Source organism: Dactylosporangium sp. CA-233914 (assembly GCF_050942935.1).
GTDB lineage: Bacteria > Actinomycetota > Actinomycetes > Mycobacteriales > Micromonosporaceae > Dactylosporangium.
In genome coordinates, this window is sequence record NZ_CP192030.1 from 12,474,304 (window position 1) to 12,500,514 (window position 26,211).

Here is a 26,211-nt window from a genome sequence, read left to right on the forward strand (position 1 = left end):
CCGAAACTCCCGATGTCGTACGTAGACGCGCGTACATTCGGTGTTCATGAGCCCCGCATTGGTGCTCGCGGCGGTCCCGCCTCTGCTGGCCGTGGTCCTGCTCGCGTTGATGAATGTCCCGACCCATCTCCAGCTGACCGTGACCGGCAGCGCCCTGGTCATCGAGCCGCAGGGCCTGGACCGCTGGTGGACCCGGCGCGAGCGGATCGCGGTCCCGCTGTCCGCGATCGCGTCGATCCGCATCGCGCCGCGCTCGGAGGCTCCGCCGCTGCCCCGGCACCGAAACGCCCTGCACCTGCGGGGCATCATCACGGCGGGCCGGCACGGCACGGCGTTCTGGGACGTCCGCCGCGGCGACCAGCTGCTCATCATCACCTGCCACCCGGGGTCGGAGTTCGCCAACCTGGTCCTGCAGTTCGCGAACCCCTTCGCCACCCTGACCCGCACGCGAACGGTACTCGCTCCACGGGCCCACCGCGCCGCCTCCGCTTGAGGTCTGGTGTTTTCGATAGCGTGGGGGCATGCCCGACGCGCGTGACCCCATCGCCGATCTGCGGCGCATCGCCTATCTGCTGGAGCGGGCGCACGAGAAGACGTACCGGGTGCGGGCGTTTCGCGGCGCGGCCGGCAAGCTGGCCAAGCTGCCCGAGGGCGAACTGGCCGCGCGAGCCCGGGCCGGGACGCTCACCGAGGTCCCGGGCATCGGCGACGTCACGGCGCGGTGCGTGGCCGAGTCGCTGAACGGCGAGGAGCCGGTCTACCTGCGCCGGCTCGAGGCCACCGCCGGGCAGGACCTCGACGAGGAGACCGCGGCGTTGCTGCGGTCGCTGCGCGGGGACTGCCACTCCCACTCGGACTGGTCCGACGGCGGCTCGCCGATCGACGAGATGGCCATGGCGGCGGCGCAGCTCGGTCACGAATACCTCGTGCTCACCGACCACTCGCCGCGGCTCACCGTAGCGCGCGGGCTGTCGGCCGAGCGGCTCGCCGAGCAGCTGGACGTGGTGGCCGAGGTCAACGCCGGGTTCGCCGGGCTGGGCATGTCGTTCCGGCTGCTGAGCGGCATCGAGGTCGACATCCTCGCCGACGGTTCGCTGGACCAGACCGACGAGCTGCTCGCGCGCCTGGACGTCGTGGTCGCGTCCGTGCACAGCAACCTCAAGGACGAGCCGGAGGTCATGACCCGGCGGATGGTCACCGCGCTGGCCAATCCGCACATGGACATCCTCGGGCACTGCACGGGGCGGCTCATCACCGGCGGGCGGGGCACCCGGGCCGAGAGCCGGTTCGACGCGGCGGCGGTGTTCGCGGCCGCCGTCGAGCACGACAAGGCGATCGAGATCAACTCGCGGCCGGAGCGGCTCGACCCGCCGAAGCGGCTGCTACGGGTGGCGCTGGAGACCGGCTGCCGCTTCTCCATCGACACCGACGCGCACGCCCCCGGCCAGCTCGACTGGCTCGCCAACGGCTGCGCCCGGGCCGTCGCCTGCGGGGTGCCCGCCGACCGGATCGTCAACACCCTGCCCGCCGACGAGCTGCTGGCGTGGACGGCGGCGCACCAGTAGGCCCTGCGAGATGCCCACGCCGGCCAGGACGATCAGGCCGCCGACCGGCTGGTGCCAGGTCAGGTGCTCACCCAGGAACGCCACGCCGGCGACGGCGGCCACGAACGGCGGGAAGTACGTGACCATCGATCCGGTCGTCACGCCGGCGGCCTGCACCACGTGGTAGTTCAGGGCGAAGGCGATGCCGGTGCCGAAGACGCCGAGCGCGACGACGCCAATCCAGACCCGTGGGCCGAGGTCGGATGGGGACGGCGGGAGCCCGGCGATGAGCGGGGCGGCGATGACCAGGTGCAGGGTCGACATGATGAGCTGGCCGGTGGAGAGCTGGAGCGGCGTGATGTCGAAGTGCCGCATCAGCCACCGGGTGTAGTTGAACGCGATGCCGTAGCAGGTGACCGCGCCCAGCAGCATGAGCTGCCCCGCCAGCGACGCGCCGCCGACGCCCTCCCACACGCCGAGGACCACGAGCACGCCGAGGAACCCGGTGAGCAGGCCCCCGATCTGGCGGCGGCTCGGCCGCTGGGAGCGCACGGCGACCAGGGTGACCACGAGCGTGGTGAGCGGGGCGGTGCCGTTCCAGATGCCGGCGAGGACCGAGGGCACGCGCTGCTCGGCGTAGCCGAAGAGGGTGAACGGTATCGTCGCGGCGAAGAGCGAGAACACGAACAGGTGGCCCCACAGCCAGGCTCCGCGCGGCAGGGGCATCCGCCGTACGGCCAGGAAGATCAGCAGCGTGAGCGCGCCCAGCGCGATGCGGTAGAGGGCGATGTACGCCGGCGCGAGCCCCGTCAGCGCGTCCTTGATGAACATGAAGCTCGTCCCCCAGATGAGGGCGACGGCGGCGAAGGCCGGCAGCCAGCGCTTCACGTCAGGAGCGGGGCTCGTCATGGGCCTTACTGTGCTCCTGCGGGGCTCACCCTGTCGCGCGCGTTTCGGACCTCGAGCTCCAGGTCAAGCCACCCGTTGGGAATTGGCCCCCGGCCGTACCGCGCCGAGGGCCGCGTGCCGTAGGGTCGGCCCGTGGGTTCTATCGATGACATCGCCAACCGGTATGTCGAGCAGTGGGCGCCCCTCGACCCGATCGGCGCGACGTTCGTCGGCGTGGCCGGTCATGACGCCCGGCTGACCGACCTCTCGCCCGACGGCTTCGCCGCCCTCGCGGACCTCGACCGCGCCACGCTGGCCGCGCTGGACACCCAGACCCCGGCCACCGAGACGGAGCGGGTCGCCAAGGAGGCCATGCAGGAGCGGCTCGGGCTCGCCCTGGAGCGTTACGAGGCCGGCGACCTCACCAGCGACGTCAACGTGATCTCCAGCCCGCTGCACGGCGTGCGCAGCTCGTTCGACCTCATGCCGACCGGCAGCGAGCAGGCCGTCGCCGACATGTCGGCGCGCCTGGCCGCCGTGCCCACGGCGCTGGCCCAGTGGCGGCAGACCCTCATGCACGAGGCCCAGCGCGGCCGCGTCGCCCCGGCCAAGCAGATCATCGAGGTCGGCAAGCAGTGCGAGGTCTGGGCCGACCTCGACGGCGACAACTTCTACCCGGACCTGGCCGCCCGCGTCGGCGCCGAGTATCCGGCGCTCGCCTCCGACCTGGCCCGCAACGCCGAGGCCGCGCGGGCCGCGACCGTGGAGACCGGCGAGTTCCTGCGCCGCGAGCTGGCGCCGCTGGGCCGGCCGAAGGAGGCCGCCGGGCGCGAGCGTTACCAGCTCGCCTCGCGCTACTTCCTGGGCGCCACGGTCGACCTCGACGAGGCCTACGCCTGGGGCTTCGACGAGCTCGCCCGCCTGGAGGCGGAGATGCGCGCGGTCGCGGACAAGATCGTCCCCGGCGGCACGATCGACGAGGCGGTCGCCGCGCTCGACGCCGACCCGGCCCGCACGATCCAGGGCAAGGAAGCGTTCCGCGACTGGATGCAGCAGCTCGCCGACCGCACCGTGGAGGAGCTCAACGGCCGCCACTTCGACATCCCGGAGCAGGTCCGGGCGATCGAGTGCATGCTCGCGCCGACCTCCGACGGCGGCATCTACTACACCGGCCCGAGCGAGGACTTCAGCCGCCCGGGCCGCATGTGGTGGGCCGTGCCCCAGGGCGTCGACAGCTTCTCGACCTGGCGCGAGGTGACGACCGTCTACCACGAGGGCGTTCCCGGCCACCACCTGCAGATCGCCCAGACGTACGTCCGAGCGGAGCTGCTCAACCGCTGGCGCCGCGTGCTCGCGTGGTCCTCCGGCCACGGCGAGGGCTGGGCCCTCTACGCCGAGCGGCTCATGGACGAGCTCGGCTACCTCGCCGACCCGGGCGACAAGCTCGGCATGCTCGACGGCCAGGCCTTCCGCGCCACCCGCGTGATCGTCGACATCGGCATGCACCTGGAGCTGCGAATCCCGGCCGACAACCCGTTCGGCTTCGCGCCGGGCGAGCGGTGGACCCCCGAGCTGGGCTGGGAGTTCCTGCGCGCCCACTGCCGGGTCGAGGAGAAGAGCCTGCGCTTCGAGCTCAACCGATACCTCGGGTGGCCCGGCCAGGCCCCGTCGTACAAGCTGGGCGAGCGCGCCTGGCTCGCCGCCCGCGCCGACGCCCAGGCCCGCAAGGGCTCGGCCTTCGACCTGAAGGCCTTCCACCGCGACGCGCTGAACCTGGGCGCCCTGGGCCTGGACCCCCTGCGCGCCGCGCTCGCCCGGATCTGAGGTTCCTTCGATGGCCGGGGCGCTTTCGGGTCTGCTGGTAGCCGACTTCTCCCGCGTCCTGGCCGGCCCGCTGGCCACGATGACCCTGGGCGACCTCGGCGCCGACGTCGTCAAGGTCGAGCGCCCCGGCACCGGCGACGAGACCCGGTCCTGGGGCCCGCCGTGGAGCCTCGACGGCACTTCGACGTACTACCTCTCGGTCAACCGCAACAAGCGCGGGGTGGCCCTCGACCTGGCGTCCCCGGCGGCCCGGTCCCTGGCCCTGGGGGCCGACGTGCTGGTCGAGAACTTCGCCCCGGGCACGATGGAGCGCTTCGGCCTCGGCTACGAGGACCTGCGCGCCGCGAATCCCCGGCTGGTATACGCGAGCATCACCGGCTTCGGCCGCTCGAGCCCCTCCCCCGGGTACGACTTCCTGGTCCAGGCCCTCGGCGGCCTGATGTCCATCACCGGCTCCCCCGACGGCCCGCCGACCAAGGCCGGGGTGGCGCTGGTGGACGTCCTGGCGGGCCAGCAGCTGACGACGGGCATCCTCGCGGCGCTCTACGCCCGGGAGCGCTCCGGCCGCGGCCAGCGGGTCGAGGTGTCGCTGCTGGGCAGCCTGCTGGCGGCCCTGGTGAACCAGGCGTCGGCGGTGCTGAACTCCGACGTCGTGCCCGGGCGGATGGGCAACCGCCATCCGAGCATCGCCCCCTACGAGACCTACCCGGCCGCGGACGGTGACGTGGTCCTGGCAGTGGGCAACGACGCCCAGTTCGCGAGGCTGCTCGCCGCCTTGGGCCTGCCGAGCGACCCCCGCTTCACCACGAACCGCGACCGCGTCCAGCACCGCGAGGCGCTCGGCGAGCTGCTGTCCACCGCCTTCGGCACGGCCCCGGCGGCACACTGGGTCGACCTGCTCACCACGGCGGGCGTGCCGTGCGGCTCGGTGAACACGGTGGCGGAGGCGATCGCCCTGGCCGAGCGCCTGGGCCTGACCCCGGTCGTGGAGCTGGCCGGCCGCCGCTCGGTGGCATCGCCGATCACGCTGTCGGAAACGCCGATCTCGTACCGCCTCCCACCGCCTGCACTCGACTGACCGGCTGGGCGTGACGGTCAGCCGAGTGTCGCTTTCGGCGGTCGCGACTCAGTTGGCGTACGCGATGCTCAGGGCCGGGGCCGTCAGCACGTTGGACTGGACGTACACCAGCTCGATGTCGCACGCCGTGTAGTAGCCCGGCAGCGGGAACGACGGCGGCGGGAACGACGGGGTGAAGGTCAGCGGCAGCAGGCCGAGCACGTTCGCCGAGAACCTCGTCGTGTAGAACTTCACGTCGCCCTCGACCGTCAGCTTGCTGCTCCTGGTGATCAGCTGTTTCGGGGCGCCCGGCGTGTCGAGCTCGAACGGGGTCGACACCGAGTTCTTCATCGTGAAGGCCAGCACCTTCACCGTGGTGCCGTCGCTGTGCGGCAACTCCGCCACCCCGTCGTACGTCAGGCTGTCCATCGTCATCACGTCGGCCTTCAGGATCGAGGGCTGCTTCGCCACGAACGGCTGGCCGGCGGCGACCTGGGCCTTCTTGTTGTTCGGAATCGGACTGGCGCTCGTCAGCGCGCACGCCGGCGTCTTGGCCGGCGACGGCGGCTTGCCCGGCGTCGCACCGGTGCTGGGGACCGCGGACGCCTCCGGCATGGACTCCTGCTTCTTGCCGCCGCTGAAGATCCCCGTCAGCCAGTCGAGGATTCCGGGCTTCTCCTCGGTCTTGGCCGGGGTCGGCGACGGGGTGGGGCTGGCGGCGCCGGTGGCGGTGGGGGTGGGCTTGGCGGAGGTGGCGGCCGAGGAGCGGCAGGCGGCCGGGGCCGCATACGCCTCGCCGCCGCGGTTCGTGGCGCCGGCGATCGCGGCGGCCAGCAGCCCGGCCATCAGGAGCGGGCCCAGGTGACGCCGCTTCGGCAGGTCACCCGGGCCGGACGCTGGGGGGAGCTGGTCATCGGCGCTGCCCGCACCGTACCCCTCGTGCAGCGGGCTGACCTGGGCGCTCGGCAGCTCGTCGGTCAGGACACCCGAGGCCGGGCGCCGGTAGTCGGTGGTGTCCCCGTCCTCGGCGAGGATCTCGTCCAGGCGGGAGTCCTCGTAGTCGACCGGCGGTTCCTCGACCACCGGAGCCGACGCGTCGGCGGCGGGAGCCCAGGCCACTGCCAGGCCGCCGCCGACCAGGCCCAGCACCGTGCCGAGGAAGAAGCCGCCCAGGTTCAGGCCGATCAGCGAGTACAGGGCGGTGACCGTGCCGAGAATGCCGTAGAAGAGCCGCTGCCCGGGGCTGAACCACGTCAGGGCCCCGCAGAGCAGCATGATCAGGGGCAGGACATAGGAAAGGAAGCCGGTCGGTCCGAAGTGGACCTCCAGGGCCAGCTTCAGGTTGCCGCTGATGAACAGTTCCAGGCCCGACAGGATCAGGAACAGGCCGCCCCAGAACGGCCGCTGGGCGCGCCACCCACCGAAGGTCGCACGGTCTTTCGCGTGCGCGGCGTGCGAGGTGGTCACTGGGTCCTCCAGATTGCGGTCCTACAAGCAGGAGGCCCGCGGGCGAGCACCCGCGGGCCCTGGCCGAGCGGTTAGAAGCACTCCTCCGGGTTCGCGCCCGTGGAGAGGCCGAGGTCGAGGCCGGTGAGCTTGAAGGTGCCGGCCGTGGTCGACCAGGCGACCTGCTTGAGGTTGTTGATGACGACGCCGTCCGCCTGCTGGGCGAAGCTGCCCTGCAGGCCCTTGGCGTTGGTGCCGCCCTTGGTGAGGTCGGAGGCGTCGATGCCGATCTGGATGTTGTCGAACGTCGCGTCGCCCTTGAGCGAAGACATGTTGATCAGCAGGTCGGTCGCCTCGGCCGGGTTTTTGGGGTCCTTACCGGCGTGGATGACCATGGTCACCGGCAGGCCGGGCACCTTGACCGACTGGCAGAGGTTGTACAGCTTCGCGTGGGAGATGCCCGAGACGGCCACGAAGTGGTTCTTCGGGTCGGCCGGGTTCTGCGGGTTGCCGCCCTTCTCGGTGGCCAGGCCGCCGTACTGGACGAAACCGGTGCCCTCGAGCTTGTCGGCGGACACCTTGAACTGGCTGCCGGACACGTTGAACGACGCGGCGATCGCGCCGGTCGCCTGGCCGAAGACGATGGCGCCGGCGATGAAACTGGCCGGCACGACGACGGTTGCGAACCGCTTCCATCGTGTGCGGCCCTTCGCCGCGCTGCCCTGAGCTACGGACACGTAGGGCTCCTCTTGTCGCGGGGTGCTGAAGGTGCGGCGCTCCTGCTGTGCGGGCGCTCGCATCGCGCTGTTCCGGGACCGGTCTTCGTGGGCTGCCGGGCGGAATCCCAAGGCCGGGTCGGGGCGTGCGGACGATGTTGCCGGGTCCCCCGTGCGGGTTCAAGGGGCGCCGTTACCGGCCGGTAACAACGAAACTCGCAAATGCGTACGCTGCGTAGCCGGTTACGGGGGAATGTCCGGGCGATGACGGGCCAACAAAGCCATCAAATCGGGCAGACGACCACTGTGACGACTACCACACGTTACGAATCTTGGCGAATATCACGGTTCTATAACGACAAACTCCAGAGGTTCTTTTTTCGCCAAGTGCGAATGACGGGCGTAACTCCAGTAGCACGTGCCGCTGTAGGTTGTTGGATATTGATCGAAAACTCTTGACACTTCTCGTTGGAACGTGAGTGCATGTGTTCATCCATGGGGGTGTATGCACCCTCACGGATCGGCTACGGCCGCCACCGTGCCTCGAGGAGTCTCCATGAAGCTCTCCAGACGGGTCGCGCTCGCGCTCGCCCCGCTGATCGCCACCGCCGGTGCCCTGGTCGCCTCCGCGCAGCCGGCCGGCGCGTGGACGCCCAAGACCCCGCCGATGACCACGCCGTGGACGAACTCGGTGTCCACGACCAACCCGCTGCCGGAGTACCCCCGGCCCCAGATGACCCGCCCGGACTGGCAGAACCTCAACGGGATCTGGGACTTCGCGGTGACCGGCAGCGGCCGGACGACTCCGCCGGCCACGTTCGGCGAGCAGATCCGGGTCCCGTTCCCGGTCGAGTCGGCGCTGTCGGGCATCCAGCGCAAGATCAGCGAGAACGACCGGATGTGGTATCGCCGGACCTTCACCGTCCCCGCGGGCTGGAGCGGCAAGCGGGTGCAGCTCAACTTCGACGCCGTCGACTGGCAGACCACGGTCTGGGTCAACGGCACCCAGGCGGGCGCGGTGCACAGCGGCGGCTACGACGCCTTCACCTACGACATCACCTCGCTGCTCAACGGCGGCACCAACACGATCGTCGTCGGCGTCTACGACCCGACCGACGCCGGCAGCCAGGCCGTGGGCAAGCAGCGGCGCAACGACGTCCTGCCGCACGCGGGCGGCGGCATCTTCTACACCGGCGCCTCGGGCATCTGGCAGACCGTCTGGCTGGAGCCGACGCCGGCGGCCCGCATCACCCGGGTCGACCTGGTGCCGAACCTGTCGAACAACACGCTCTCGGTCACGGCGCAGGGCGCCGGCCTGTCCGGCCAGACGGTGACCGCCACCGTCTCCACGGGCGGCACGGCCGTGGGCAGCTCCAGCGGCAGCGTCGGTACCGCGTTCAGCGTGCCGGTTCCCAATGCCCACCGATGGACGCCGGACGACCCGTTCCTCTACGACGTGCGGATCGACCTGAAGAGCGGCTCGACGGTGGTCGACTCCGTCGGCAGCTACGCCGGCCTGCGGTCGATCTCGATCGGCAACGTCAACGGCAAGCTGCGCATCCTGCTCAACGCGCAGTTCGTGTTCCAGAGCGGGACCCTCGACCAGGGTTACTGGCCGGACGGCATCTACACCGCGCCGACCGACGCCGCGCTGCGCTCCGACCTGCAGCAGCACAAGAACATGGGCTTCAACATGGTGCGCAAGCACATCAAGGTGGAGCCGCAGCGCTGGTTCTACGCCGCCGACCAGCTCGGCCTGCTCGTGTGGCAGGACATGCCGGCCATGCCGACCGGGAAGAACCCGGACTCGGCGGCCCGCACGCAGTGGGAGGCGGAGTACCATCGCATCATCGACCAGCACCGCAGCTCGCCGGCGCTGGTGATGTGGGTCGACGAGAACGAGGGCTGGGGGCAGTACGACCAGGCCCGCATCGCCAATGACGTGAAGGCGTACGACCCGTCGCGCCTGGTCGACAACATGAGCGGCATCAACTGCTGCGGCTCGGTCGACGGCGGCAACGGCGACGTGCTCGACAACCACATCTACGTCGGCCCCGGCGCGACCCGCCCGTCCGGCACGCGGGCCGCGGTGCTCGGCGAGTTCGGCGGCCTGGGCCTGCGGGTCGCCGGGCACGAGTGGTCGCCCGGCAACGGGTTCTCCTACGAGGACCAGGCCGGCGCGGCGCGCCTCAACGACCGGCTCAACGGCCTCTACGAGCAGATCCGCAGCGGCGGGATGCCGCAGGGCCTGTCCGCCTCGGTCTACACCGAGATCACCGACGTGGAGAACGAGAGCAACGGCCTGCTCACCTACGACCGGCAGATCGTGAAGGTGGACACGGCCCGGCTGCGGGCCGCCAACCAGGCCCTCATCGCCGCCTCGTCCAACCCGGCCGGCTCGGCCACCCTGCAGACCGGCGTCTACAAGTCCCTGCGCGCGACGACAGCGTGCTGCACGAACCGATACGCCCGCCACCGCGACAGCCTCGGCTATACCGACGTCGTAGACGCGAACAGCACCGCCCTGCTCAAACAGGACGCGACCTGGCGGGTCGTGCCCGGCCTGGCCGACTCGTCCTGCTACTCGTTCGAGTCGCGCAACTACCCCGGCCACTACCTTCGGCACCAGGCGTTCCGAGTGCGCAAGGACGCCAACGACAACTCGGCACTGTTCAAGGCCGACGCAACATGGTGCGCCCAGCCGGGCAACGGCGGCGTCCGGCTGACGGCCTGGAACTTCCCCGGCCAGTACCTGCGTCACTACAACGCCGAACTGTGGCTGGCAACGCCGGGCGGCCCCAGTGCCTACGACGGCCCGACCCTCTTCACCGAGGACACAACCTGGTCGGTGGACGCGCCCTGGGCACCGTAGTCCTCAGTTGAACGCCGGCCGGCTCCCGCTGCCGTGGAAGCCGGCCGGCTCTTTCCCCGGCCACGCCAACCCCGCCGAGAGTCACCATTCTGAGAATCTCAGGGATTCTCTGCCTGCTTCATCGGGCGCGCTGCCACCGGCTTTCGCTGGTGGTCTTACCGCGATGGCGCGTTTGGTTCTCGCGAGCCTCGTGGTGAGCTGATGCAAGAAATCGCAGCGCCGGTCCGCGACCCGCACATGCAGCGCCGCGACCTTCCGCCGGGCCTTATCCCGGTTGGTGCTGCCGTCGCGGGTGCGGGCCAGGGCCTTGTTCGCCCGCCGAAGCCGGCGCTGCGCGGCCTTGAGCGCGCGCGGCGCTTGCACCTGTTCGACGGCGCCGGTGTCATCGGCGATCACCGCGAACGTACGCAACCCGAGGTCGACCCCACACGCCGGCGCATCCTCGACGACCTGACGGGCCGTGTTGATACCGGACCGGTCGACGTCGAGCTGAAACGCCACCCACCAGCGCCCGGCCTGCTCCCGGACCGTGGCACCGATGATCCGGGCCCGGCCGTCACCGAGCCGGACAGTCAGCCACGACAGATCTTCACGGGCGGCGACCCTGCCCGGGATACCCGGCAGGCTCACCGTGGCCTCCGTCGCGGGCCGGGCCCGGTCAGCGTCATACCGGAACCGAGAACCGTCCCGACGCCGGCGCAGCTTCGGAAAACCGACCTTGCGGCCCCGACGCCTCCCGGTCCTCGACGCCCACCAGTTCCGCGACCCGGCCGCCCGCAGCCGGCACGCCTCCTTCGGAACGCGCGAAGACAGGCCGGACCCGGCGAACCACGGCGCGACCGAAGGATGCTCGGCACGCCACAACCGCTCCAGATCGACCGCCATCCACGGCACCCGGGTCAACCACTCATCCGGGACACCGTAGGTGCGCTCGGCGGCTCGCTGCGCGAACGCAGCCCGGATCTTGTCCAAGGCGTAGTTCTCGACAAACCGCGACAGCCCGGCGTGACGGCCCATCGCCTCGACCTGCCCGCACGTGCACGCCAACTCGACCCGGAACCCTGCTTGACACGGCCGGCCCCGGGTTGTGCAGCGCGACGACGGTGCTCACCCAGCCGCCTCGGCCGCGGTCAACGCCGCCTCGGCCTGACGCCGGGCCGACCGCCGTCCGTACTGGCGGGCGCAGAACGAGGTGACGATCTCGGTCATGTCCCGCACGAGGTCGTCATCGACCTCGGCGTTGTCGAGTACGACGATGCCGCGAGCGCGCAGGTCAAGTGCTCGACACCGAACCGGGGCCAGCCGGTCGGGGCGCTCGACCGCAATCGTCGTCACCGCCGGGTCAGGCAGCAGCTTCGCCAGCTTCGGGCGGCGAGCGTCAAGCCCGAACCCCGGCGACGCGCCGCGGGCGCGCGGGCCGGGCCGCCGGAGCCGGCCTCAGTGACCACCCCGGCCACGGTCAGACCGCGCGCCGTCGCGGCGGTGACGACCCGGCCCGCCTGCCGTGCGCCTCGCCCCGTCACGGCCATGGCCTATGCCCTCATCACCGTGGCGATCGGAATCCGCGCGGCGCGCAGCGCCGGGATGGAGCCGCCGAGCAGCCCCGCGACCAGGCCGGCGATCACGCCCGCGACGCCCGCCTGCCAGGGGAAGCCCATCTCCTGCAGCTGCGGGATGCGGCCACCGAGGATGCGGGTGCCCACGTCGAGGCCGGCGGCGGCGACCCCGATCGCGGCGCCGGCGGTGAGCAAGCCGGTCAGCAGGGTCTCGGCCAGGACGATGCCGGCCAGCAGGACGCGCGGGGTGCCGACCGCGCGGCGCAGGGCGAACTCCTCGACGCGCTCGCCGACCGTGGCCAGACCGACGTTGAGGATGCCGGCGACGCCGATGAGCAGGACCAGGCCAGCCATGCCCAGGAAGATCCAGTTTAGGATCGCCAGCTGCTGCTCGATCCGCTGGCGGGCGTTGTTGACCTGGACGTGCAGCGCCTCGCGGGGCACGCCGGCGGCGACGAGCCTGCGGGTCAGCAGGTCCTCCGTCTCGGCCGTGCCCGGGCGGAAGTAGGCCTGCAGGGGCTGACCACTGCTCATCACCATCGCCGCCTTCAGGTCGCCGCCCGGCGCGCCCGTCGGCGCCGGCTGCGGGGGCTGCGGGGGCGCCATCCAGTTGTCGATCTCGTCGGCGCGGGCGTAGGCGGTCGGCTGCTCGCTGCCGTCGTCGATCACGCCGATGATTCGCGGGGTCAGGTTGGCGGTGGCGCCCTCGAAGCGCATCTCGGCCGGGATCGTGTATCGCGAGAAGCCGACCGCCGCCGCCTTGTTGATCACCAGCCGTGGCGAATAGGACGGGTCGCCGCCGAAGTCCAGCCAGCTGCCCGAGACCGGGCGGAACGGGCGGAACTGACGGATGTCGTTGACCATCGCCACGAGCATGACCTCGATCGCGGCGCCCTTGGGCTGGGCGGCGCTCGCGTCGATCGGCACCGGTCGGCAGTTGCCGGCGTCGTCGCACCGCATCTCGAACCTCGTCTCCGGGCCATACACGGGCCCGCCGCCGTAGTCGTCGAGGTGCTCGAACGACTGGGCGCCGGGGTTGATCGCCCGGACCCGGGGCTCGCCGATCGTCGCCTGGATCGTGTAGGTCGCCGCGACGCCGGGCCGGCCCTTGATGACGTCCTCGGTGACCTGCGAGGCGGAGCCGAACGGCGGGACGAACATCATGCGGGTGCCGTCGCGGCCCTCGTGCAGCTCGATGTCGGCGAGGCTCAGCGTGCGGGCGGTCTCGGCGCCGGCCTGGACGGTGACGACCGCGAGGACGCCCAGGAACAGCGAGATCATCGACAGGAACGTGCGCATCTTGCGGGCGCGGATGCCCTGCACGCCGATGATCAGCGCGGAGCGGAACCGCCCGGACAGCCGGATCATGCGGGCTCCAACGCGACGGGGTTGAGCCGGCCGTCCTCGAGGCGCAGGACGCGCCGCATCTTCGCGGCGTGGGCCTGGTCGTGGGTGACCAGGATGAGCCCGCAGCCGCGGTCGGTGGCGGCCCGCATGACCTCGATGACCAGGTTGCCGGTCTCGGTGTCCAGGGCGCCGGTCGGCTCGTCGGCCAGCAGCATCCGCGGGCCGCGCACGAGCGCCCGCGCGATCGCCACCCGCTGCTGCTCGCCGCCGGAGAGGCGGGCCGGGCGGTTCTTGGCCAGGTGCGCGATGCCGACCTGGTCGAGCGCCTCCATCGTGCGGGCGCGCCGCTTGCGCCGCGGCAGCCAGCCCTGGCCGTTGACCAGCGCCATGGCCACGTTCTGCGCGGCGGTGAGGTGCTTGAGCAGGAAGAACCGCTGGAATACGAAGCCGAACTCGGCGCTGCGCAGCCCGGCGGCCCGCCGCTCCGAGATGCGGGCCAGGTCGCGGCCGCCCATCAGATATGTCCCCGAGTCGGGCCGGTCGAACAGCCCGATGAGGCTCAGCAGCGTGCTCTTGCCCGACCCGGACCGGCCCAGGATCGCCACGCTCTCACCCTCGCCGACGGTCAGGTTGACGCCGTCGAGGATCGTGCGTGGCTGCTGCTGGCCCTTGAGCGTCTTGGTGATCCCGGCGAGCTCGATGATCGGCCGGCTCACTTGCCCACCCCCGGGATGCCCTGGCCGCCCTTCGCGTCGGGCAGGCTCGGCCCCGGCACCGCCACGGTCTCGTCCTCGCTGAGCCCGGTCTTGATCTCGATGACCTTGCCGTCGGTGAGCCCGAGCGTGACCTCGCGGATCTCCCGGCTCTGATCGGCCTTGATCACCTCGACCTTGCCCTTGCCCTGCGAGCCCGCGACCGCCTCGACCGGCAGCACCAGCACGCCGGCCGCCTTCGCCGTGACGATCTCGACCGTGGCGGCGGCGCCGTTGATGAGCTTCACGTCGGCGGGCCCGACACAGACCAGCCGCATCCCGGTCGGCTCCGATGGCGGCTGCGTCTGGCCCCGCTGCACCACGGGCGCGGCGGCGCTCGAGCTCGGATTGGGTTCCGGCTGCTTCGGCTCGGGGATGACACCGCCCGGCAGCGCCGCGAGCGTGCCCAGCACTGTGCAGGGGAACGGGCCGGGGCCGCTCTTGATCTGCGCGGTGACCGACTCCAGGGTGTCGGAGATCTGGTACGCCTGCGAGCCGTCGATGTCCGCCACGATCCCGTAACCGGCCTGGCGCGCCGAGACGATCGGCATGCCCGCGGTCACCTTCGAGCGGTCGTCGACGAGCCGCCCGGCGAAGATCGCCCCGGCCGGCACCTCGACCGCGGTCGCCTTGCCCCCAGCCCAGATGTTGGCCACCTTGGTCGGCTTCGTCGGCGTGCCCGTCGGCGCCTTGACGTCGAGGTAGCGCACCTCCCCGTCGATCGGCGCGACGAGCCCGAAGGTCGGGTTGAGCGCGACCTTGCCGCTCAGGCTGACCTTGTTGGTGAGGTCCTGGCGGGCGGGCTTCGCCGTGGTCACCGCGGTGCCACGATCGGCCAGGCCCGGCGGCGACTCCTGGGCGTTGCCGGACGCGGTGCACCCGGCGAGCAGGCCCAGCACGGTAAGTAGCGGCAGAATCCTTCGCACCCGAGAACCTCCGGCACCAGTCGTGGTCCGATCGAAGTCCGCCAAAGGTTAGCCGCAGAGAGTGGGATGCGGCTGCCCCGTTCGCCGAGTGGGCACGACAAATCACACAGCGTGAAAAAGTGCCGGGATGGAGCGAACCCCGGCGTCTGTTCGAGACGCCGGGGTTCTGCGGGGTTTTCTCGGTGCTGCGCGGGCCTGCTCCGGTCAGACCTTGTAGGTGAAGGTCGCGGCCGCGTTGTTCGCGCTGGTGCCGCCCAGGGTCGTCACCTGCACGGCGACCGTGCCGGCCGCGTGCGGCGGCAGGACGATGCGCAGCTTGGTGTCGGAGATCTTGGTGAAGGCGACCGCGACGCCACCCACTGTCACCTTGCTCGTGCCGCCGAGGCCGGTGCCGGTCAGCTCGACGGTGGTCGATACCCTGGTGCCGCCCGTGCTCGGGCTCATCGACGCCACCACCGGCGCGGCCGGGGCCACGTAGGTGAACGGCAGCGCGGTGGCCTCATAGGCGCCGCCCGCGTTGGTGAGCTTCAGCGTCACCTTGCCGGCCGTGTGCACCGGCATCGTCACCGTGATCTGGGTGTCCGAGACCTTCCTGAACTGCACGTTCGCGCCGCCCGCGGTGACGGACTTCAGGGTGCCGAAGCCGGTGCCGGTGACCGTGACGGCCGTCGTGGTGTACGTCAGGCCGCTGTTCACGCTGAGCGCGCCCACGGTCGGGGCCGGCGGGGCGACCAGCGTCAGGCGGCCGGCCGGGACGACGGGGCTGGTGCCGTACGGCGTGGTGACCGTGACGTCGTAGCCGCCCGCGGCCAGGTTCGCCGGCACGGTGAAGGTCAGCGTGGTCGGCGAGGTGGCCTTCGCGCCGGCGACGGATACGGTGCCGAGCTTGACCGCGCTCGCCTCGGACAGGTCGGTGCCGGTGACGGTGATGACGGTGCCGCCCGCGGTCGACGCCGAGGACGCCGACAGCTTCGTCACCGCCGGCGCGGCCGGGACATAGGTGAACTTCGCCAGCGCGTTGAGCGGGCTGGTGCCGGTCGCGTTGGTCACGGTCACGTCGACGATGCCCTTGGCGTGCGCCGGGGTGGTCGCCACCAGCGTCGTCACACCGTTGGACTCCGCCTTGCGGAAGGTCGCCTCGGTGCCGCCGAACTTGACCGAGGTCGCGGCCGACAGGTTCGCGCCCGTCAGCGTGACCTGCGTGCCGCCCGCGACCGGGCCGCGGGTGGCCGACAACGACGTGACGGCCGGGGCCGGGGTCGTCGCGGTCGCCGGCGTCTTCACGCCCTTCACCGTGTAGGCCGCCTGGACGTCGGTGGTGACGAACGACCACGACAGATGCGCGTCGCCGTTGCTGCCCCAGCCGGTGCCCCACTGGTTGCGGATCCAGACGCCGTCCGCGTCGTACGCGTACGCCGTGATCATGTGTCCGCCGAGACTGGCGCCGGTCAGGGTGTTGTACAGCGTGTCGCCCTTGAGGTACATGAAGTCCTTGAACACCGGGATGCCGATGGCGACCGGCGACCCGCCGGCGAGGGCTGTCTTGATCGCGGCCTTGGCCTTGTCGCCCTGCTTGTCGCCGGCCCAAAGCGTGGTCCAGCCGGTGAGCTTGTAGTTCGCCGCGTTCGCGATCTCGGCCGCGGTCGGTGCGGTCCGGTAGCCGGCGGTCCCCTGCACGTAGTCGTCCTGGGTGTCGACACCGTTGGCCGTGGCCTCCTGCAGCGTCTTGTCCGGGTTCAGGCCCTGGGTCGGGGCGCCGCCCTTGGCGACCGAGCGCATGTACAGGTACAGCGGGGCGTACGGCGCGCCGGTCCCGCCGTCACGCTTGGCGTAGTACCCCATGATGGTGTGCGCGATCGTCCACGCCACGCAGGACGAGATCTGCCCCTGGTCACCGACCGGGGGCAGGTCGGTGACGAGCGAGGCGCTGTCCGGCAGCGCGTCCATCGCCCGGAACCCGGTGCCGGCCGAGGCTGCGACCCGGGTCGCCGGGGCGGCGAACCCGCCGACGGCGTGCGGCAGGACGGTCGTGTCGGCCAACGCCGGCTGGGCGGCGACCACCGCGCCGCCCGAGGCCACCAGGGCCAGGCCGACGGCCGATTTGAGAACGCGCATCCGTGCTCCTAACGGGGGATTCGTGACCGCGATCCCCCGCTATCGGCGCGCCGGGCCCGCCGCATGAGAAGCGTTCAGGTCGTCACCGGTTGGCAACAGGTTGCGGAGCCGGGGTTGATTTTCGGCCGCGCCGAGCGTCGTATCGGGTGTGACCGATTCGCTGCACGCCTCCTGGGCCGCCCTCGCCGCGATGGGCGCCTTCCACGGCCTGAACCCCGGCATGGGCTGGCTGTTCGCGACGGCCAAGGCCGTCCAGGACCGCAGCCGCTCCGCCCTGCTGCGCACCCTGCCGCCGCTGGCCGCCGGTCACGCCCTGTCCGTCCTCGTGATCGCCGGCCTGGTGAGCGCCCTGCAGTCCGTGGCCGCCACCCGCACGGTGGCGACGGCCGGCGGCGCGGTCCTGGTCGCCGCCGGCCTGTGGCGGGCCCTGTCGAGGCACGATTTCCGTTTCCGCTGGACCGCCCTGAGCCCGGGCCCACTTCAGCTGACGGCCTGGTCCTTCCTGATGTCGAGCATCCACGGCACCGGCCTGATGCTCGTCCCGGTCCTGGTCGCCGACGCCCACCACGGCCCGTCCCTGTGGACCGGCCTGCTGGCCACCGCGGTGCACACCACCGCCATGGTCACGGTCGCCGGCACCGTGGCTCTGCTGGCGTACCAGCTCGCGGGCCCCCGGGTGCTGCGCTCCCGCTGGAGCGCCCTGGACCGGATCTGGGCCGTGGTCCTGATCGGAGCCGGCCTGGCCACAGCCGTCTCGGCGCTCTAACGGGTCGCGGGGGTGGAGTCGGAGGCGGGCTCCCGCGCGTCGTAACGCTCCTGCGCGACCGTGATGTCCGGCATCTCGGCCTCCACCAGGTCGATCAGCTCGCTGAGCTTCGCCGCGATCCGCCGGCCCGAATCGGTCAGGCTGTACTCGACGCGGGGCGGTATGGCGCTGAGCACCTCCCGCACAACCAGCCCGTCGCGCTCCAGTGCGTGCAGCGTCTGGGACAGCATCTTCTCGCTCACCCCGTCGACGCGGCGGCGCAGCTCGTTGAACCGATGCGTTCCCTCCTGCAGCGCGGCCAGCGTCAGGATGCCCCACCGTCCGGCGACGGTGTCCATGACCCGCCGCGACGTGCAGTTCTTCGCGAAGACGTCGTACACCAGCTGATCGAGGGGCATGTCACCAAGATAACCCGAGCGGTTGTACTTTCTAAAAGTTAGTGCCTACGATTCAGAAATGACCATCACCGTAACCGGCGCGACCGGGCACCTCGGCAAGTTGATCCTGAGTGAGCTACAGGGACACGACGTACGCGCCGTGGCCCGACGCCCCGAGGCGGTCGACGGCGTGGACGCGCGCCTCGGCGACTACGACCGGCCGGAGACGCTGACGAATGCGTTCGCCGGGACCGACACGCTCGTCTTCGTCTCGGCGAGCGATCTCGGCAAGCGCATCGTCCAGCACCGCGCGATCGTCGACGCGGCCATCGAGGCCAAGGTCGGGCGAATCCTGTACACCAGCATCACGAACGCCGACACGAACCCGATCACTATCGCACGCGAGCACGAGGCGACGGAGGAGCTCATCAAAGCCTCCGGCATCCCGTACACGTTCCTGCGCAACAACTGGTACCTGGAGAACTACACCGCCAACCTGGCCGGCACCGTCGAGCACGGCGCGGTCCTGGGTTCGGCGGGCGACGGCCGCGTCGCCGCCGCGACCCGCGCCGACTTCGCCGCGGCCGCCGCCGTGGTCGCCACGACCGAAGGGCACGACGGCAAGGCGTACGAGCTCGGCGGCGACCAGGCCTTCACGCTCACGGAACTCGCCGAGGCGATCGCGCGGCGTTACGGCAAGCCCGTGGTGTACCGCGACCTGCCCGTCGAGGAGTACGCGAAGGCGCTGGAGAGCTTCGGCGTGCCGTCCGGCTTCGCGCAGGCGCTGGCCCAGTCCGACGCGGCCATCGCGCAGGGTGCCCTCGACGTCGTGACCGGCGAACTCAGCCGCCTCATCGGCCGCCCGACCACCACGGTGGAAGAGTTCCTGCAGAAGTCGTAGGGAGCGCCCGCGCGTCGATCAGGCCGGCGATGCGCACCAGCGGCCCGAACCGGGCGGGAATCCTGTCCGGTTCGGCCGGCCGCCCGCTCGCCCCGATCATGACCTCGTCGCCGCGCAGGCTCCACCCCGCGACGTGCTCGGCCACGAGATCCCGCCCGAACACGTCCCGCACCACCTCGGGCCGGTCCCCGGAGAATCCGGAACGCACTGTCGAACGGCTCGTGCCCCAGCACCGTCGCCCAGCAATGCCTGGATACAACCCGCCGACCCGAGCCACCCAAACCACAAAATGATGAGTCGTACCGCTGGTGCTCGTCGCCCATCCGCCCCGGACGTCGTCGTGGCGGTCGTGTAGGAGTATTCGGCGACGGAGACCGGCCGCCCACCGACCACCCCGCTCAGCGCGAGCGAGACCCCCACCTTTTCCGAACCGGCAGCCGACCCCGGCCAAGACCAGTGACGCGTCCATACCCTCACGCCAAGCACAATCAGGCTCTTCGAAGCTGCGGGGTCCGCGGAGCCCATCAGCGGGGACGGTGACCAGTCGCCGGACGTGGGCCGTCAGGTGGTCGTCCGCCGGCAGTTCAGTGATCCTCGCCCTGACCGTAGACAGTCTCGATGCCGGCGAGGAAGAGATCGACGCCGGCCAGGAACTGCTGGCGGTCGTCGTGCTCGCGCAGCTGCGCCGCGGCCTTGTGCAAGCGTGGGTACTTGGCGGGGTCGAGCTGCGCCCAGCGTGCGGCGACGGCCGCGAGGGAAGCCGTCCGGTCTGCCGCCTCGCCGGCACGGACCCGGGCGTTCGCGGCACTCTGGCCGGCGACGCCGAGGATGTAGTTCACGAGCGCGCCCGCCGAGTCGAACAGCGCGTGCTCGGGAACATTGAGCGCCTGGAGTTGCTCGCCGACGCCCTCGTAGATCTCCAGCAGTGCGGGCCACCACGGCTCCCGGCTGAGCTGAGCGCCGATCCAGGGGTGAGCGTTGATCGCGTCGAACAGGCTCAGCGCGATCGCACGCAGCGTCTCCCGCGGCTCCGCATCCGCGGCCACGTCTGTCATGGCGCGGGCGATGACGTCGTCGGCGGCCGCCGCGAGCAGGTCACTCTTGTTCGCGACGTGGTGGTAGAGCGCCCCGTATCCGGTGCTCAGGCGAACGGTGAGCGCGCGCAGGGTCAGCGCCTCCTCGCCGTCGGTGTCGAGGATCTGCGTGGCGGTCTCGACGATCAGCTCCCTGGACAGAGCGTCGGTTCGCCGCGGGGCCCGCCGAGCCTTGGTCGCCATGCGCTCCAGTCTGGCATGAGCCAGGTTGAGGCCCGGCTCACACGATTGGATTGTCGATCCAATATCGTGCTAGCTTTGGAGCGTCAATCCAATCAAGTTGGGAGAGCGACGTAATGACGACATCGGTCACGGTCATCGGCGCCGGCCTCGGCGGTCTGGTTCTGGCTCGCGTCCTGCACGTCCAGGGCATCCCGGTCACGGTCTACGAGGCGGAGCCCTCGCCGGACGCGCGTGCCCAGGGCGGGCTGCTCGACATCCACCCCTGGAACGGCCAGCCGGCGCTCGAGGCGGCCGGCCTGAGCGAGGAGTTCCGCGGTCTCGTCCTGCCGGGCCGCGAGTCCTACCGGGTCCTCGACCGGGAGGGGACCGTGTGGCTCGACCACCCCGATGAGGGAACCGGCGATCGACCCGAGGTGCAGCGCGGCGACCTGCGCCGGCTCCTGCTCGACTCGCTTCCGGCCGGCACCGTGCGATGGGGGCACAAGGTCATCGAGGTGCGGGCCCTCGGCGAGGGCCGCCACGAGGTTGTCTTCGCGGACGGCACCGCCGTCGCCGCGAGCCTGCTGGTCGGCGCGGACGGCGCGTGGTCGCGGGTCCGTCCGCTGCTGTCCGGCGCCACCCCCGAGTACGCCGGCGTCTCGACGGTCGAGACTTTCCTGCTCGACGGCGACACCCGCCACCCCGCGGCGGCCAAGCTGGTGGGCGGCGGGTCACTGATCGCGCTCGCGCCCGGCCGGGGGATCCTGGCTCACCGGGAGAGCGGCGGGACCCTGCACGTCTACGGCCAGTTCCTCAAACCGGAGGGCTGGCTTGCCGGTATCGACTTCGCCGATCCCGCGGCCGCGGCGGTGCGGGTCGTCGAGGAGTTCCGCGGCTGGGCCCCCGAGCTCACTGCCCTGATCACCGAAGGCGACACCCCGCTGGCCCCGCGGCCCATCTACACCCTGCCCGGCGAGCACCGCTGGGACCGGGTGCCGGGGGTGACCCTGCTCGGCGACGCGGCCCACCTCGCGCCTCCCAACGGCGAAGGCGCCAACGTGGCGATGTACGACGGCGCCGAACTCGGCCGGGCCATCGCCGCACACCCCGGTGACCCCGAGACCGCGCTCGCCGAGTACGAGCAGGCCATGTTCCCGCGCGCCGCCGCCGCAGCCGCAGAAGCCACCGACTTCCGGCTGATGTTCGCGGACGATGCACCCCACAGCGTGATCGCCATGTGGACCGGAGCCGAACAGGCCCCGTGAGCCCCCAACACGGATCGCCCCCGCAGCCCCGCGGGCGGGCCAGTTGCCGGTTCCCGCGGGACCCATCGACCCCCGCCCGCCAAAGCACACCCCACAACCTGTCACCCAACCGCCGGCAGACGACACCGCCGGGTGCACGCCGAGCAGCATCAAGCCCCACTGGCTGCCAAGACGTCCAAAAAAGGCCAGACTCTGACGACCGCGGTTTCCAAGCCCCTACCAGGCCACGGCGAAGGTGCCGCCAACGACGACGACCGAAGCAATAGCCGGCCCGCCCGAAGAAGCCCGGCCTGACGACCGCGGCTTCCACGCCCCCTGCCAGGCCACGGCGAAGACGCCACCACCGGCAACCACCGGAGCAACAGCCAATCCCGCTCCAAGAGGCCCAGGCCATAGCGAAGACGCCGCCAGCAGCGAAGACCGGAACGACGGCCGACCGGCGAAAGGGCCGAGTCCCTGACGACGACGATCCTCAAGGCGCGGCTCGCCGCGGCGGGTAGGCGGTCATAAGGGGCCGGGCCCCCGACGGTCACGAGGTCGTCGGGGGCCCGGCGCGCCGCGCCCGGTACGGCCTAGGCCGGGGCGGCGAGCAGAGCGGCCAGCGCGCCGGCCGTCTCGGGGTGACTGACCAGCAACGCCAGCGGACCGGCGCCGGCGGGCGGCCCGAAGCCGGAGCCGGTGCCGGGCGCGGACACGGCGGGCTGCCAGGTTGTCGGCAGGCCCAGGGTGGAGGCCAGCGCGTCGGTCGTGGCCGGGTGCGCGGCCAGGAACGCGCCGACCGGCCCGGTCGACGGGGTCGGGCCCGCCGTCGCGGCGCCGGGGCCGGTCGGGGTGCGGCGCGGGGTGGCGCGCCACGGGGGCACGAAGGCGTCGACGGCCGCGAGGGTGCCCGGGAACGTGCGGCCCGCCTCGCGGATGAGGACCGGCACGAGCTCGGCGGCCTGGTCGCGCAGCGTGGTGATGAGGGTCGGCAGCCACGGCAGCAGGACCGGGTCGGGGAGCTTGGCGAACGCGTTCGACATGAACTCGACCACGAACGGTGTGAGCTTCGGGACCGGGTCCAGCGCCTGGATGAAGCCGCTGAGGTATTGCGGCACGGACGGCACGACCAGCGGGTTGCCCAGCAGCTCCCCGGCGCGCGAGCCTAGGTCGGCCAGCGGCAGCAGGCCCAGCTGGTGGTGGGCCGACCACAGCAGCGCCACCTTGGCCGGGCTCTCCGGGTGGGACTGGCGCACGGCGAGCTCCAGCTGGGCCCGATCGCAGCCCAGCGACATGGCCAGCCCTTCCATGGTGAACAGGAAGCCGAGCATGGCCGCGACCTGCCGCACGCCGGTCTCGTCGTCGACGAACGCGGTCGGCAGCAGCGTGCAGTAATGCGCATAGCCCGCGGTCACGAACGACTCCGCCCAGGCCGGCAGCGTCGGCTCGGTCGCGCGGTAGTGCGCCAGCAGCCGCCGGATGCGCTTGAGCACCTCCGGGGCCTCGTCGACCGTGCGCTCGGCGGCGAGCAGCTCGACCGCGCGGGCGCCCAGCTCGTCGGTGAAGCGCCGGCTGCCCAGGAACAGGATCGAGTCCTCGACGGCGCGCAGTGCCACCGCCGCGGTGGCGTCGGGCGCCCAGACCGAGCGGCGCAGGCGCTGCTCGACGACCTGCTCGACGGTCACGCCCTCGTAGCCCAGCTCGATGATGTATCGCTGGTGCTTGCCGATCGCCAGATCCCAGCTCTCCTGGATCGACTTCTCGCCGAGCCGCCGGGTGCCCATGATCGGCCGGACGGCGCCGTCGGGCAGCAGGTAACGCAGCATCCACAGCAGGTGCGAGGCCGGCACCAGCTCGGGCCGCCCGGCCAGATCGAGCAGCGCCCGCTGGACCGTCGACCTGGTCAGGTCGAGCCCGATCGGGGCGAGCCGGTCGTAGACGTCCTGGGCCAGCGGCGGCAGCGCCTCGTAGCCCACCTGGCCGACCCGGTCGCCGCCGAGCAGGATCTCGCAGAGTCGCCGCACGTCGCGCCGGCCCGGCACACTGTCCTTCTCGATGCAGGTGACAGCGGCGTCCTGGAAGTCATACGGCGTCGGGCGCGCCCGGTTGCGCATCCCGGCGAGCAGGATCGACGTCTCGAACACGGCGATGGCGTCGGCGGTGCTGGCCAGGTAGCCGTTGCGCCGGGCCAGCCGCACGATGTCGACGCACCAGCCGAGCAGCTCCTCCTCGTCGAGCCCGTCGAGCACCGGTGGGCTGGCGAGGAACCCGGTGAGCCGGTCGGCGACCGGCTCCGCCGCCGCGGCGGGCGCGGCCGCGACGGCCTTGCGCTTGCGGCTGCCCTTCTGCCCCTCCAGCTGAAACGGCGTCAGCCGCGCCCGGGTGACCGCCTTCTGCCAGGTCGCCGCCGCGATCGAGACCGAGCCGGACGCGAGGCCGAACTGCGCCTCGATCGCGGAGTGGCTGGAGGGGATCAGCCCGTAAAGCCACTTGGTCGCCGTGCGCGGGCTGATGTCGAAGCCGGGGACGCCCTCGGCGGTGCCGAACTCCTCGACCCGGCTCGCGGCGTGGAAGGCGCCGCAGACATACAGGCAGTCGGCCTTGTCGACGCCGGTGCGGGCGAGGTGCTCCCGCATCCGGGTCCACATGTAGCGCTCCCGGTCCTCGTCGACCTGCACCCGCCGGGTGTCGGCCGGGGTGAGCCGCCGGAAGAGGCTGCCGATGAGGACCATGACCTGCCGGTAGGTGTCGTAGTCGGCCCCGGCCAGCGGCTGCTCGACATACTGGTCCCACCACTCCGACCAGTGCCGCACCTTGCCGTGGTGCAGCAGGTGCTCCTCCAGCTCGGCGAAGCGCGGCCGCAGGTCGCCGATCTCGATGCCGACGGCGTCGCCGTGCAGGTCGGTGTCCTCGGACTCCTCGCTGCTCTCGGCCGGCGGCGCGGCCTCCTCGCGGGGCTGCCACTGGAACACGTGGTCCGTGGAGCGGTCCACGAGCACCAGCTCGACGCCGGGCGTGTCGAGCGCGTAGGCGATGGCCTGATACTCCGCGGACGCCTCGGTGATCGGCGCCACGATGCTCAGCGGTCCCCAGTCCTGCGGGAACCCGTCAAGCTGCGACGCGAACGCCTGCAGCGCCACCGGCAGCCGGCAGTTGCGCAGCTCGGTGAGCAGCGGCCCGAGGTCCTCGCACAGCTCCAGGTAGATGACCTTCGGCTGTTTCTCGCGCAGCCGGCGGACCATGGCCAGCCCGGACGCGGGCGAGTGGTGGCAGACCGGGAAGATCTCCAGCTCCTCGCGCAGCGCCCGGTCGACGTCGTCGACGATGCCGGCGAGGATCTCCGGCACGGCGCCCGGCCCTCGCCCAGTGTGGCTCGGCGAAGCTTCGCCGGGCCGACCCGGACCAGGCGCGGCGAAGGCCATGGCGGCCTCCACCAGCTGGGACCGCAGTGCGTCGAACGGCGCCGACCCGCCGGGCTCGGGCGCGCGCGCCTCAGGGGACTCGGTCATGACAGGGTGGCGATCGCCGCTCGGCCGCCCTCGAGGAACGCGGGCCACTCGCCGCCGTCCTCCTTGCTGCGCGGCTCGACCACCCCGTGCCAGTACTTGTTGAGGATCGCGAGATCCTCGGGGCTGCGCCGGGCCAGCGACCCGACCAGCGACCCGGCGAGCGTCTCGGCCCGCAGCTGCCGGTCGCCGAAGAACGTGCTGTGCAGGATCGCGTCCTCCAGCACGCCGATCTGCTCGGCGGTCGACAGCGCCGACTCGAGCTTCTCGTCGTCGCTGGTCGCCGACGCGGACGCGGCGCGCAGGTCGGCGAAGCTCTGCAGCAGGATGTCGAGCAGGTTGGGCGGCACGTCCAGCTCGATCTGGTGGCGGCGCAGGAGCTCGGTGGTGCGGAAGCGGACGATCTCCGCCTCGCTCTTCTTGTTGGTCACCACCGGGATGCGCACGAAGTTGAACCGCCGCTTGAGCGCCGAGGACAGGTCGTTGACCCCGCGGTCGCGGCTGTTGGCGGTCGCGATGATCGAGAAGCCGGGCTGGGCGAAGACGATGTTGTCGTCGTCGAGCTCCGGAATCGACACGTACTTCTCCGACAGGATCGAGATCAACGCGTCCTGCACGTCGCTGGTCGAGCGGGTCAGCTCCTCGAACCGCCCGATGACGCCCTTCTCCATCGCGGTCATGATCGGCGACGGGATCATCGAGGCGCGGGACTGGCCCTTGGCGATGACCATCGAGACGTTCCACGAGTATTTGATGTGGTCCTCGGTCGTGCCCGCCGTGCCCTGCACCACGAGCGTCGAGTTGCGCGAGATGGCCGCCGCGAGGAGCTCGGCGAGCCAGCTCTTGCCGGTGCCGGGGTCGCCGATGAGCAGCAGTCCCCGGTCGGAGGCCAGGGTCACGATGCTGCGCTCGACGAAGCTGCGGTCGCCGAACCACTTCTGCGAGATCTCGCGGTCGAGCCCGTCGGCGCGCTCGGAGCCGAGGATGAACAGCCGGATCATCTTCGGGCTCAGGCGCCACGAGAACGGCTTGGGCGAGTCGTCGATCGACTCGAGCCAGTCCAGCTCCTCGGCGAATTTGACCTCGGCGGGGGCGCGGAGCATGTCAGTCATTGAGGG

20 protein-coding genes and 1 pseudogene are annotated in these 26,211 nt (G+C 71.5%); 8 read left to right on the plus strand and 13 right to left on the minus strand.

The genetic code is table 11. The features are described 5' to 3' along the window. Positions 1-46: 46 nt before the first annotated feature. Entirely contained in the window at positions 47-493 is a 447-nt protein-coding gene (locus tag ACQPY0_RS55835; RefSeq protein WP_432981032.1) for a hypothetical protein, read from the plus strand. A 28-nt stretch (positions 494-521) separates the two neighbouring features. After that, the gene (locus ACQPY0_RS55840; protein WP_432981035.1) at positions 522-1,565 is read left to right on the plus strand and encodes a PHP domain-containing protein; all 1,044 of its coding nucleotides are present in this window, start codon (positions 522-524) and stop codon (positions 1,563-1,565) included. A 72-nt stretch (positions 1,566-1,637) separates the two neighbouring features. On the opposite strand, the pseudogene ACQPY0_RS55845 reads toward ACQPY0_RS55840, so the two are convergent. Further along, positions 1,638-2,453 (minus strand): annotated as a pseudogene (locus ACQPY0_RS55845) (DMT family transporter); the annotation flags it as partial. A gap of 132 nt (positions 2,454-2,585) precedes the next feature. Here ACQPY0_RS55845 and ACQPY0_RS55850 point away from each other — a divergent pair. Beyond that, positions 2,586-4,256, plus strand: coding sequence for a DUF885 domain-containing protein (locus ACQPY0_RS55850; RefSeq protein WP_432981038.1), 1,671 nt, complete (start codon positions 2,586-2,588; stop codon positions 4,254-4,256). Between the two features lie 10 nt (positions 4,257-4,266). Then, positions 4,267-5,334 (plus strand): CaiB/BaiF CoA transferase family protein, encoded by a 1,068-nt coding sequence (locus tag ACQPY0_RS55855; RefSeq protein ID WP_432981041.1) that lies wholly within the window; start codon positions 4,267-4,269, stop codon positions 5,332-5,334. Between the two features lie 48 nt (positions 5,335-5,382). On the opposite strand, the gene ACQPY0_RS55860 is transcribed toward ACQPY0_RS55855, so the two are convergent. Both ACQPY0_RS55860 and ACQPY0_RS55865 read right to left on the minus strand, forming a co-directional pair. Next, on the minus strand, positions 5,383-6,780 hold the full coding sequence (locus tag ACQPY0_RS55860; RefSeq protein ID WP_432981044.1) for a DUF6114 domain-containing protein: 1,398 nt from the start codon (positions 6,778-6,780) through the stop codon (positions 5,383-5,385). Between the two features lie 71 nt (positions 6,781-6,851). Further along, the gene (locus ACQPY0_RS55865) at positions 6,852-7,496 is read right to left on the minus strand and encodes a DUF6230 family protein (RefSeq protein ID WP_432981046.1); all 645 of its coding nucleotides are present in this window, start codon (positions 7,494-7,496) and stop codon (positions 6,852-6,854) included. A 535-nt stretch (positions 7,497-8,031) separates the two neighbouring features. Here ACQPY0_RS55865 and ACQPY0_RS55870 point away from each other — a divergent pair. After that, positions 8,032-10,347, plus strand: coding sequence for an AbfB domain-containing protein (locus ACQPY0_RS55870; RefSeq protein ID WP_432981049.1), 2,316 nt, complete (start codon positions 8,032-8,034; stop codon positions 10,345-10,347). A gap of 81 nt (positions 10,348-10,428) precedes the next feature. Here ACQPY0_RS55870 and ACQPY0_RS55875 read toward each other — a convergent pair whose 3' ends face one another. The 6 genes from ACQPY0_RS55875 to ACQPY0_RS55900 all read right to left on the minus strand — a co-directional run bounded on the left by ACQPY0_RS55875 (position 10,429) and on the right by ACQPY0_RS55900 (position 17,043). Then, positions 10,429-11,364 carry an RNA-guided endonuclease InsQ/TnpB family protein gene (locus tag ACQPY0_RS55875; protein ID WP_432981052.1) on the minus strand — a complete coding sequence of 312 codons (936 nt, stop codon included), beginning with the start codon at positions 11,362-11,364 and terminating at the stop codon, positions 10,429-10,431. Between the two features lie 90 nt (positions 11,365-11,454). Next, positions 11,455-11,682 carry a hypothetical protein gene (locus ACQPY0_RS55880; protein ID WP_432981055.1) on the minus strand — a complete coding sequence of 76 codons (228 nt, stop codon included), beginning with the start codon at positions 11,680-11,682 and terminating at the stop codon, positions 11,455-11,457. A gap of 197 nt (positions 11,683-11,879) precedes the next feature. Continuing rightward, complete coding sequence (locus tag ACQPY0_RS55885; protein WP_432981058.1) at positions 11,880-13,271, minus strand: FtsX-like permease family protein; 1,392 nt, start codon at positions 13,269-13,271, stop codon at positions 11,880-11,882. After that, positions 13,268-13,966, minus strand: a complete 699-nt coding sequence (locus ACQPY0_RS55890) for an ABC transporter ATP-binding protein (protein ID WP_432981061.1) — start codon at positions 13,964-13,966, stop codon at positions 13,268-13,270. The genes ACQPY0_RS55885 and ACQPY0_RS55890 overlap by 4 nt, the downstream gene beginning before the upstream one ends. Then, positions 13,963-14,928 (minus strand): efflux RND transporter periplasmic adaptor subunit, encoded by a 966-nt coding sequence (locus tag ACQPY0_RS55895; RefSeq protein ID WP_432981064.1) that lies wholly within the window; start codon positions 14,926-14,928, stop codon positions 13,963-13,965. The genes ACQPY0_RS55890 and ACQPY0_RS55895 overlap by 4 nt, the downstream gene beginning before the upstream one ends. Positions 14,929-15,132: 204 nt before the next feature. Then, positions 15,133-17,043: an IPT/TIG domain-containing protein gene (locus ACQPY0_RS55900; RefSeq protein ID WP_432981067.1), complete on the minus strand. Its 1,911-nt coding sequence runs from the start codon at positions 17,041-17,043 to the stop codon at positions 15,133-15,135. Positions 17,044-17,191: 148 nt separating this feature from the next. Between ACQPY0_RS55900 and ACQPY0_RS55905 the strand changes: the two genes are divergently transcribed. Then, positions 17,192-17,809, plus strand: a complete 618-nt coding sequence (locus tag ACQPY0_RS55905) for a hypothetical protein (RefSeq protein ID WP_432981070.1) — start codon at positions 17,192-17,194, stop codon at positions 17,807-17,809. Here ACQPY0_RS55905 and ACQPY0_RS55910 read toward each other — a convergent pair. Continuing rightward, the gene (locus tag ACQPY0_RS55910; protein WP_432981073.1) at positions 17,806-18,207 is read right to left on the minus strand and encodes a winged helix-turn-helix transcriptional regulator; all 402 of its coding nucleotides are present in this window, start codon (positions 18,205-18,207) and stop codon (positions 17,806-17,808) included. The two genes, ACQPY0_RS55905 and ACQPY0_RS55910, sit on opposite strands and share 4 nt — an antisense overlap. A gap of 58 nt (positions 18,208-18,265) precedes the next feature. On the opposite strand from ACQPY0_RS55910, the gene ACQPY0_RS55915 reads away from it, so the two are divergent. After that, a complete protein-coding gene (locus ACQPY0_RS55915; RefSeq protein WP_432981076.1) occupies positions 18,266-19,087 on the plus strand; it encodes an SDR family oxidoreductase in 822 nt (273 codons plus the stop codon). Between the two features lie 584 nt (positions 19,088-19,671). Here the strand turns inward: ACQPY0_RS55915 and ACQPY0_RS55920 are convergent. Next, positions 19,672-20,364 carry a TetR/AcrR family transcriptional regulator gene (locus tag ACQPY0_RS55920; RefSeq protein ID WP_432981079.1) on the minus strand — a complete coding sequence of 231 codons (693 nt, stop codon included), beginning with the start codon at positions 20,362-20,364 and terminating at the stop codon, positions 19,672-19,674. A 113-nt stretch (positions 20,365-20,477) separates the two neighbouring features. On the opposite strand from ACQPY0_RS55920, the gene ACQPY0_RS55925 reads away from it, so the two are divergent. Then, on the plus strand, positions 20,478-21,608 hold the full coding sequence (locus ACQPY0_RS55925; RefSeq protein WP_432981082.1) for an FAD-dependent oxidoreductase: 1,131 nt from the start codon (positions 20,478-20,480) through the stop codon (positions 21,606-21,608). A 572-nt stretch (positions 21,609-22,180) separates the two neighbouring features. Here ACQPY0_RS55925 and ACQPY0_RS55930 read toward each other — a convergent pair. After that, positions 22,181-25,096, minus strand: a complete 2,916-nt coding sequence (locus ACQPY0_RS55930; protein ID WP_432981085.1) for a DUF5682 family protein — start codon at positions 25,094-25,096, stop codon at positions 22,181-22,183. Beyond that, complete coding sequence (locus ACQPY0_RS55935) at positions 25,093-26,205, minus strand: ATP-binding protein (protein ID WP_432981088.1); 1,113 nt, start codon at positions 26,203-26,205, stop codon at positions 25,093-25,095. The genes ACQPY0_RS55930 and ACQPY0_RS55935 overlap by 4 nt, the downstream gene beginning before the upstream one ends. Positions 26,206-26,211 lie beyond the last annotated feature (6 nt).

What these genes read in the sequence shown, in the direction of transcription:
- ACQPY0_RS55835 (WP_432981032.1), top strand. Translation starts at nt 47, where the DNA reads ATGAGCCCCGCATTGGTGCTCGCGGCGGTCCCGCCTCTGCTGGCCGTG.
- ACQPY0_RS55840 (WP_432981035.1), top strand. Translation starts at nt 522, where the DNA reads ATGCCCGACGCGCGTGACCCCATCGCCGATCTGCGGCGCATCGCCTAT.
- ACQPY0_RS55855 (WP_432981041.1), top strand. Translation starts at nt 4,267, where the DNA reads ATGGCCGGGGCGCTTTCGGGTCTGCTGGTAGCCGACTTCTCCCGCGTC.
- ACQPY0_RS55870 (WP_432981049.1), top strand. Translation starts at nt 8,032, where the DNA reads ATGAAGCTCTCCAGACGGGTCGCGCTCGCGCTCGCCCCGCTGATCGCC.
- ACQPY0_RS55875 (WP_432981052.1), bottom strand. Translation starts at nt 11,364, where the DNA reads ATGGGCCGTCACGCCGGGCTGTCGCGGTTTGTCGAGAACTACGCCTTG.
- ACQPY0_RS55885 (WP_432981058.1), bottom strand. Translation starts at nt 13,271, where the DNA reads ATGATCCGGCTGTCCGGGCGGTTCCGCTCCGCGCTGATCATCGGCGTG.
- ACQPY0_RS55900 (WP_432981067.1), bottom strand. Translation starts at nt 17,043, where the DNA reads ATGCGCGTTCTCAAATCGGCCGTCGGCCTGGCCCTGGTGGCCTCGGGC.
- ACQPY0_RS55910 (WP_432981073.1), bottom strand. Translation starts at nt 18,207, where the DNA reads ATGCCCCTCGATCAGCTGGTGTACGACGTCTTCGCGAAGAACTGCACG.
- ACQPY0_RS55915 (WP_432981076.1), top strand. Translation starts at nt 18,266, where the DNA reads ATGACCATCACCGTAACCGGCGCGACCGGGCACCTCGGCAAGTTGATC.
- ACQPY0_RS55920 (WP_432981079.1), bottom strand. Translation starts at nt 20,364, where the DNA reads ATGGCGACCAAGGCTCGGCGGGCCCCGCGGCGAACCGACGCTCTGTCC.
- ACQPY0_RS55925 (WP_432981082.1), top strand. Translation starts at nt 20,478, where the DNA reads ATGACGACATCGGTCACGGTCATCGGCGCCGGCCTCGGCGGTCTGGTT.
- ACQPY0_RS55930 (WP_432981085.1), bottom strand. Translation starts at nt 25,096, where the DNA reads ATGACCGAGTCCCCTGAGGCGCGCGCGCCCGAGCCCGGCGGGTCGGCG.
- ACQPY0_RS55935 (WP_432981088.1), bottom strand. Translation starts at nt 26,205, where the DNA reads ATGACTGACATGCTCCGCGCCCCCGCCGAGGTCAAATTCGCCGAGGAG.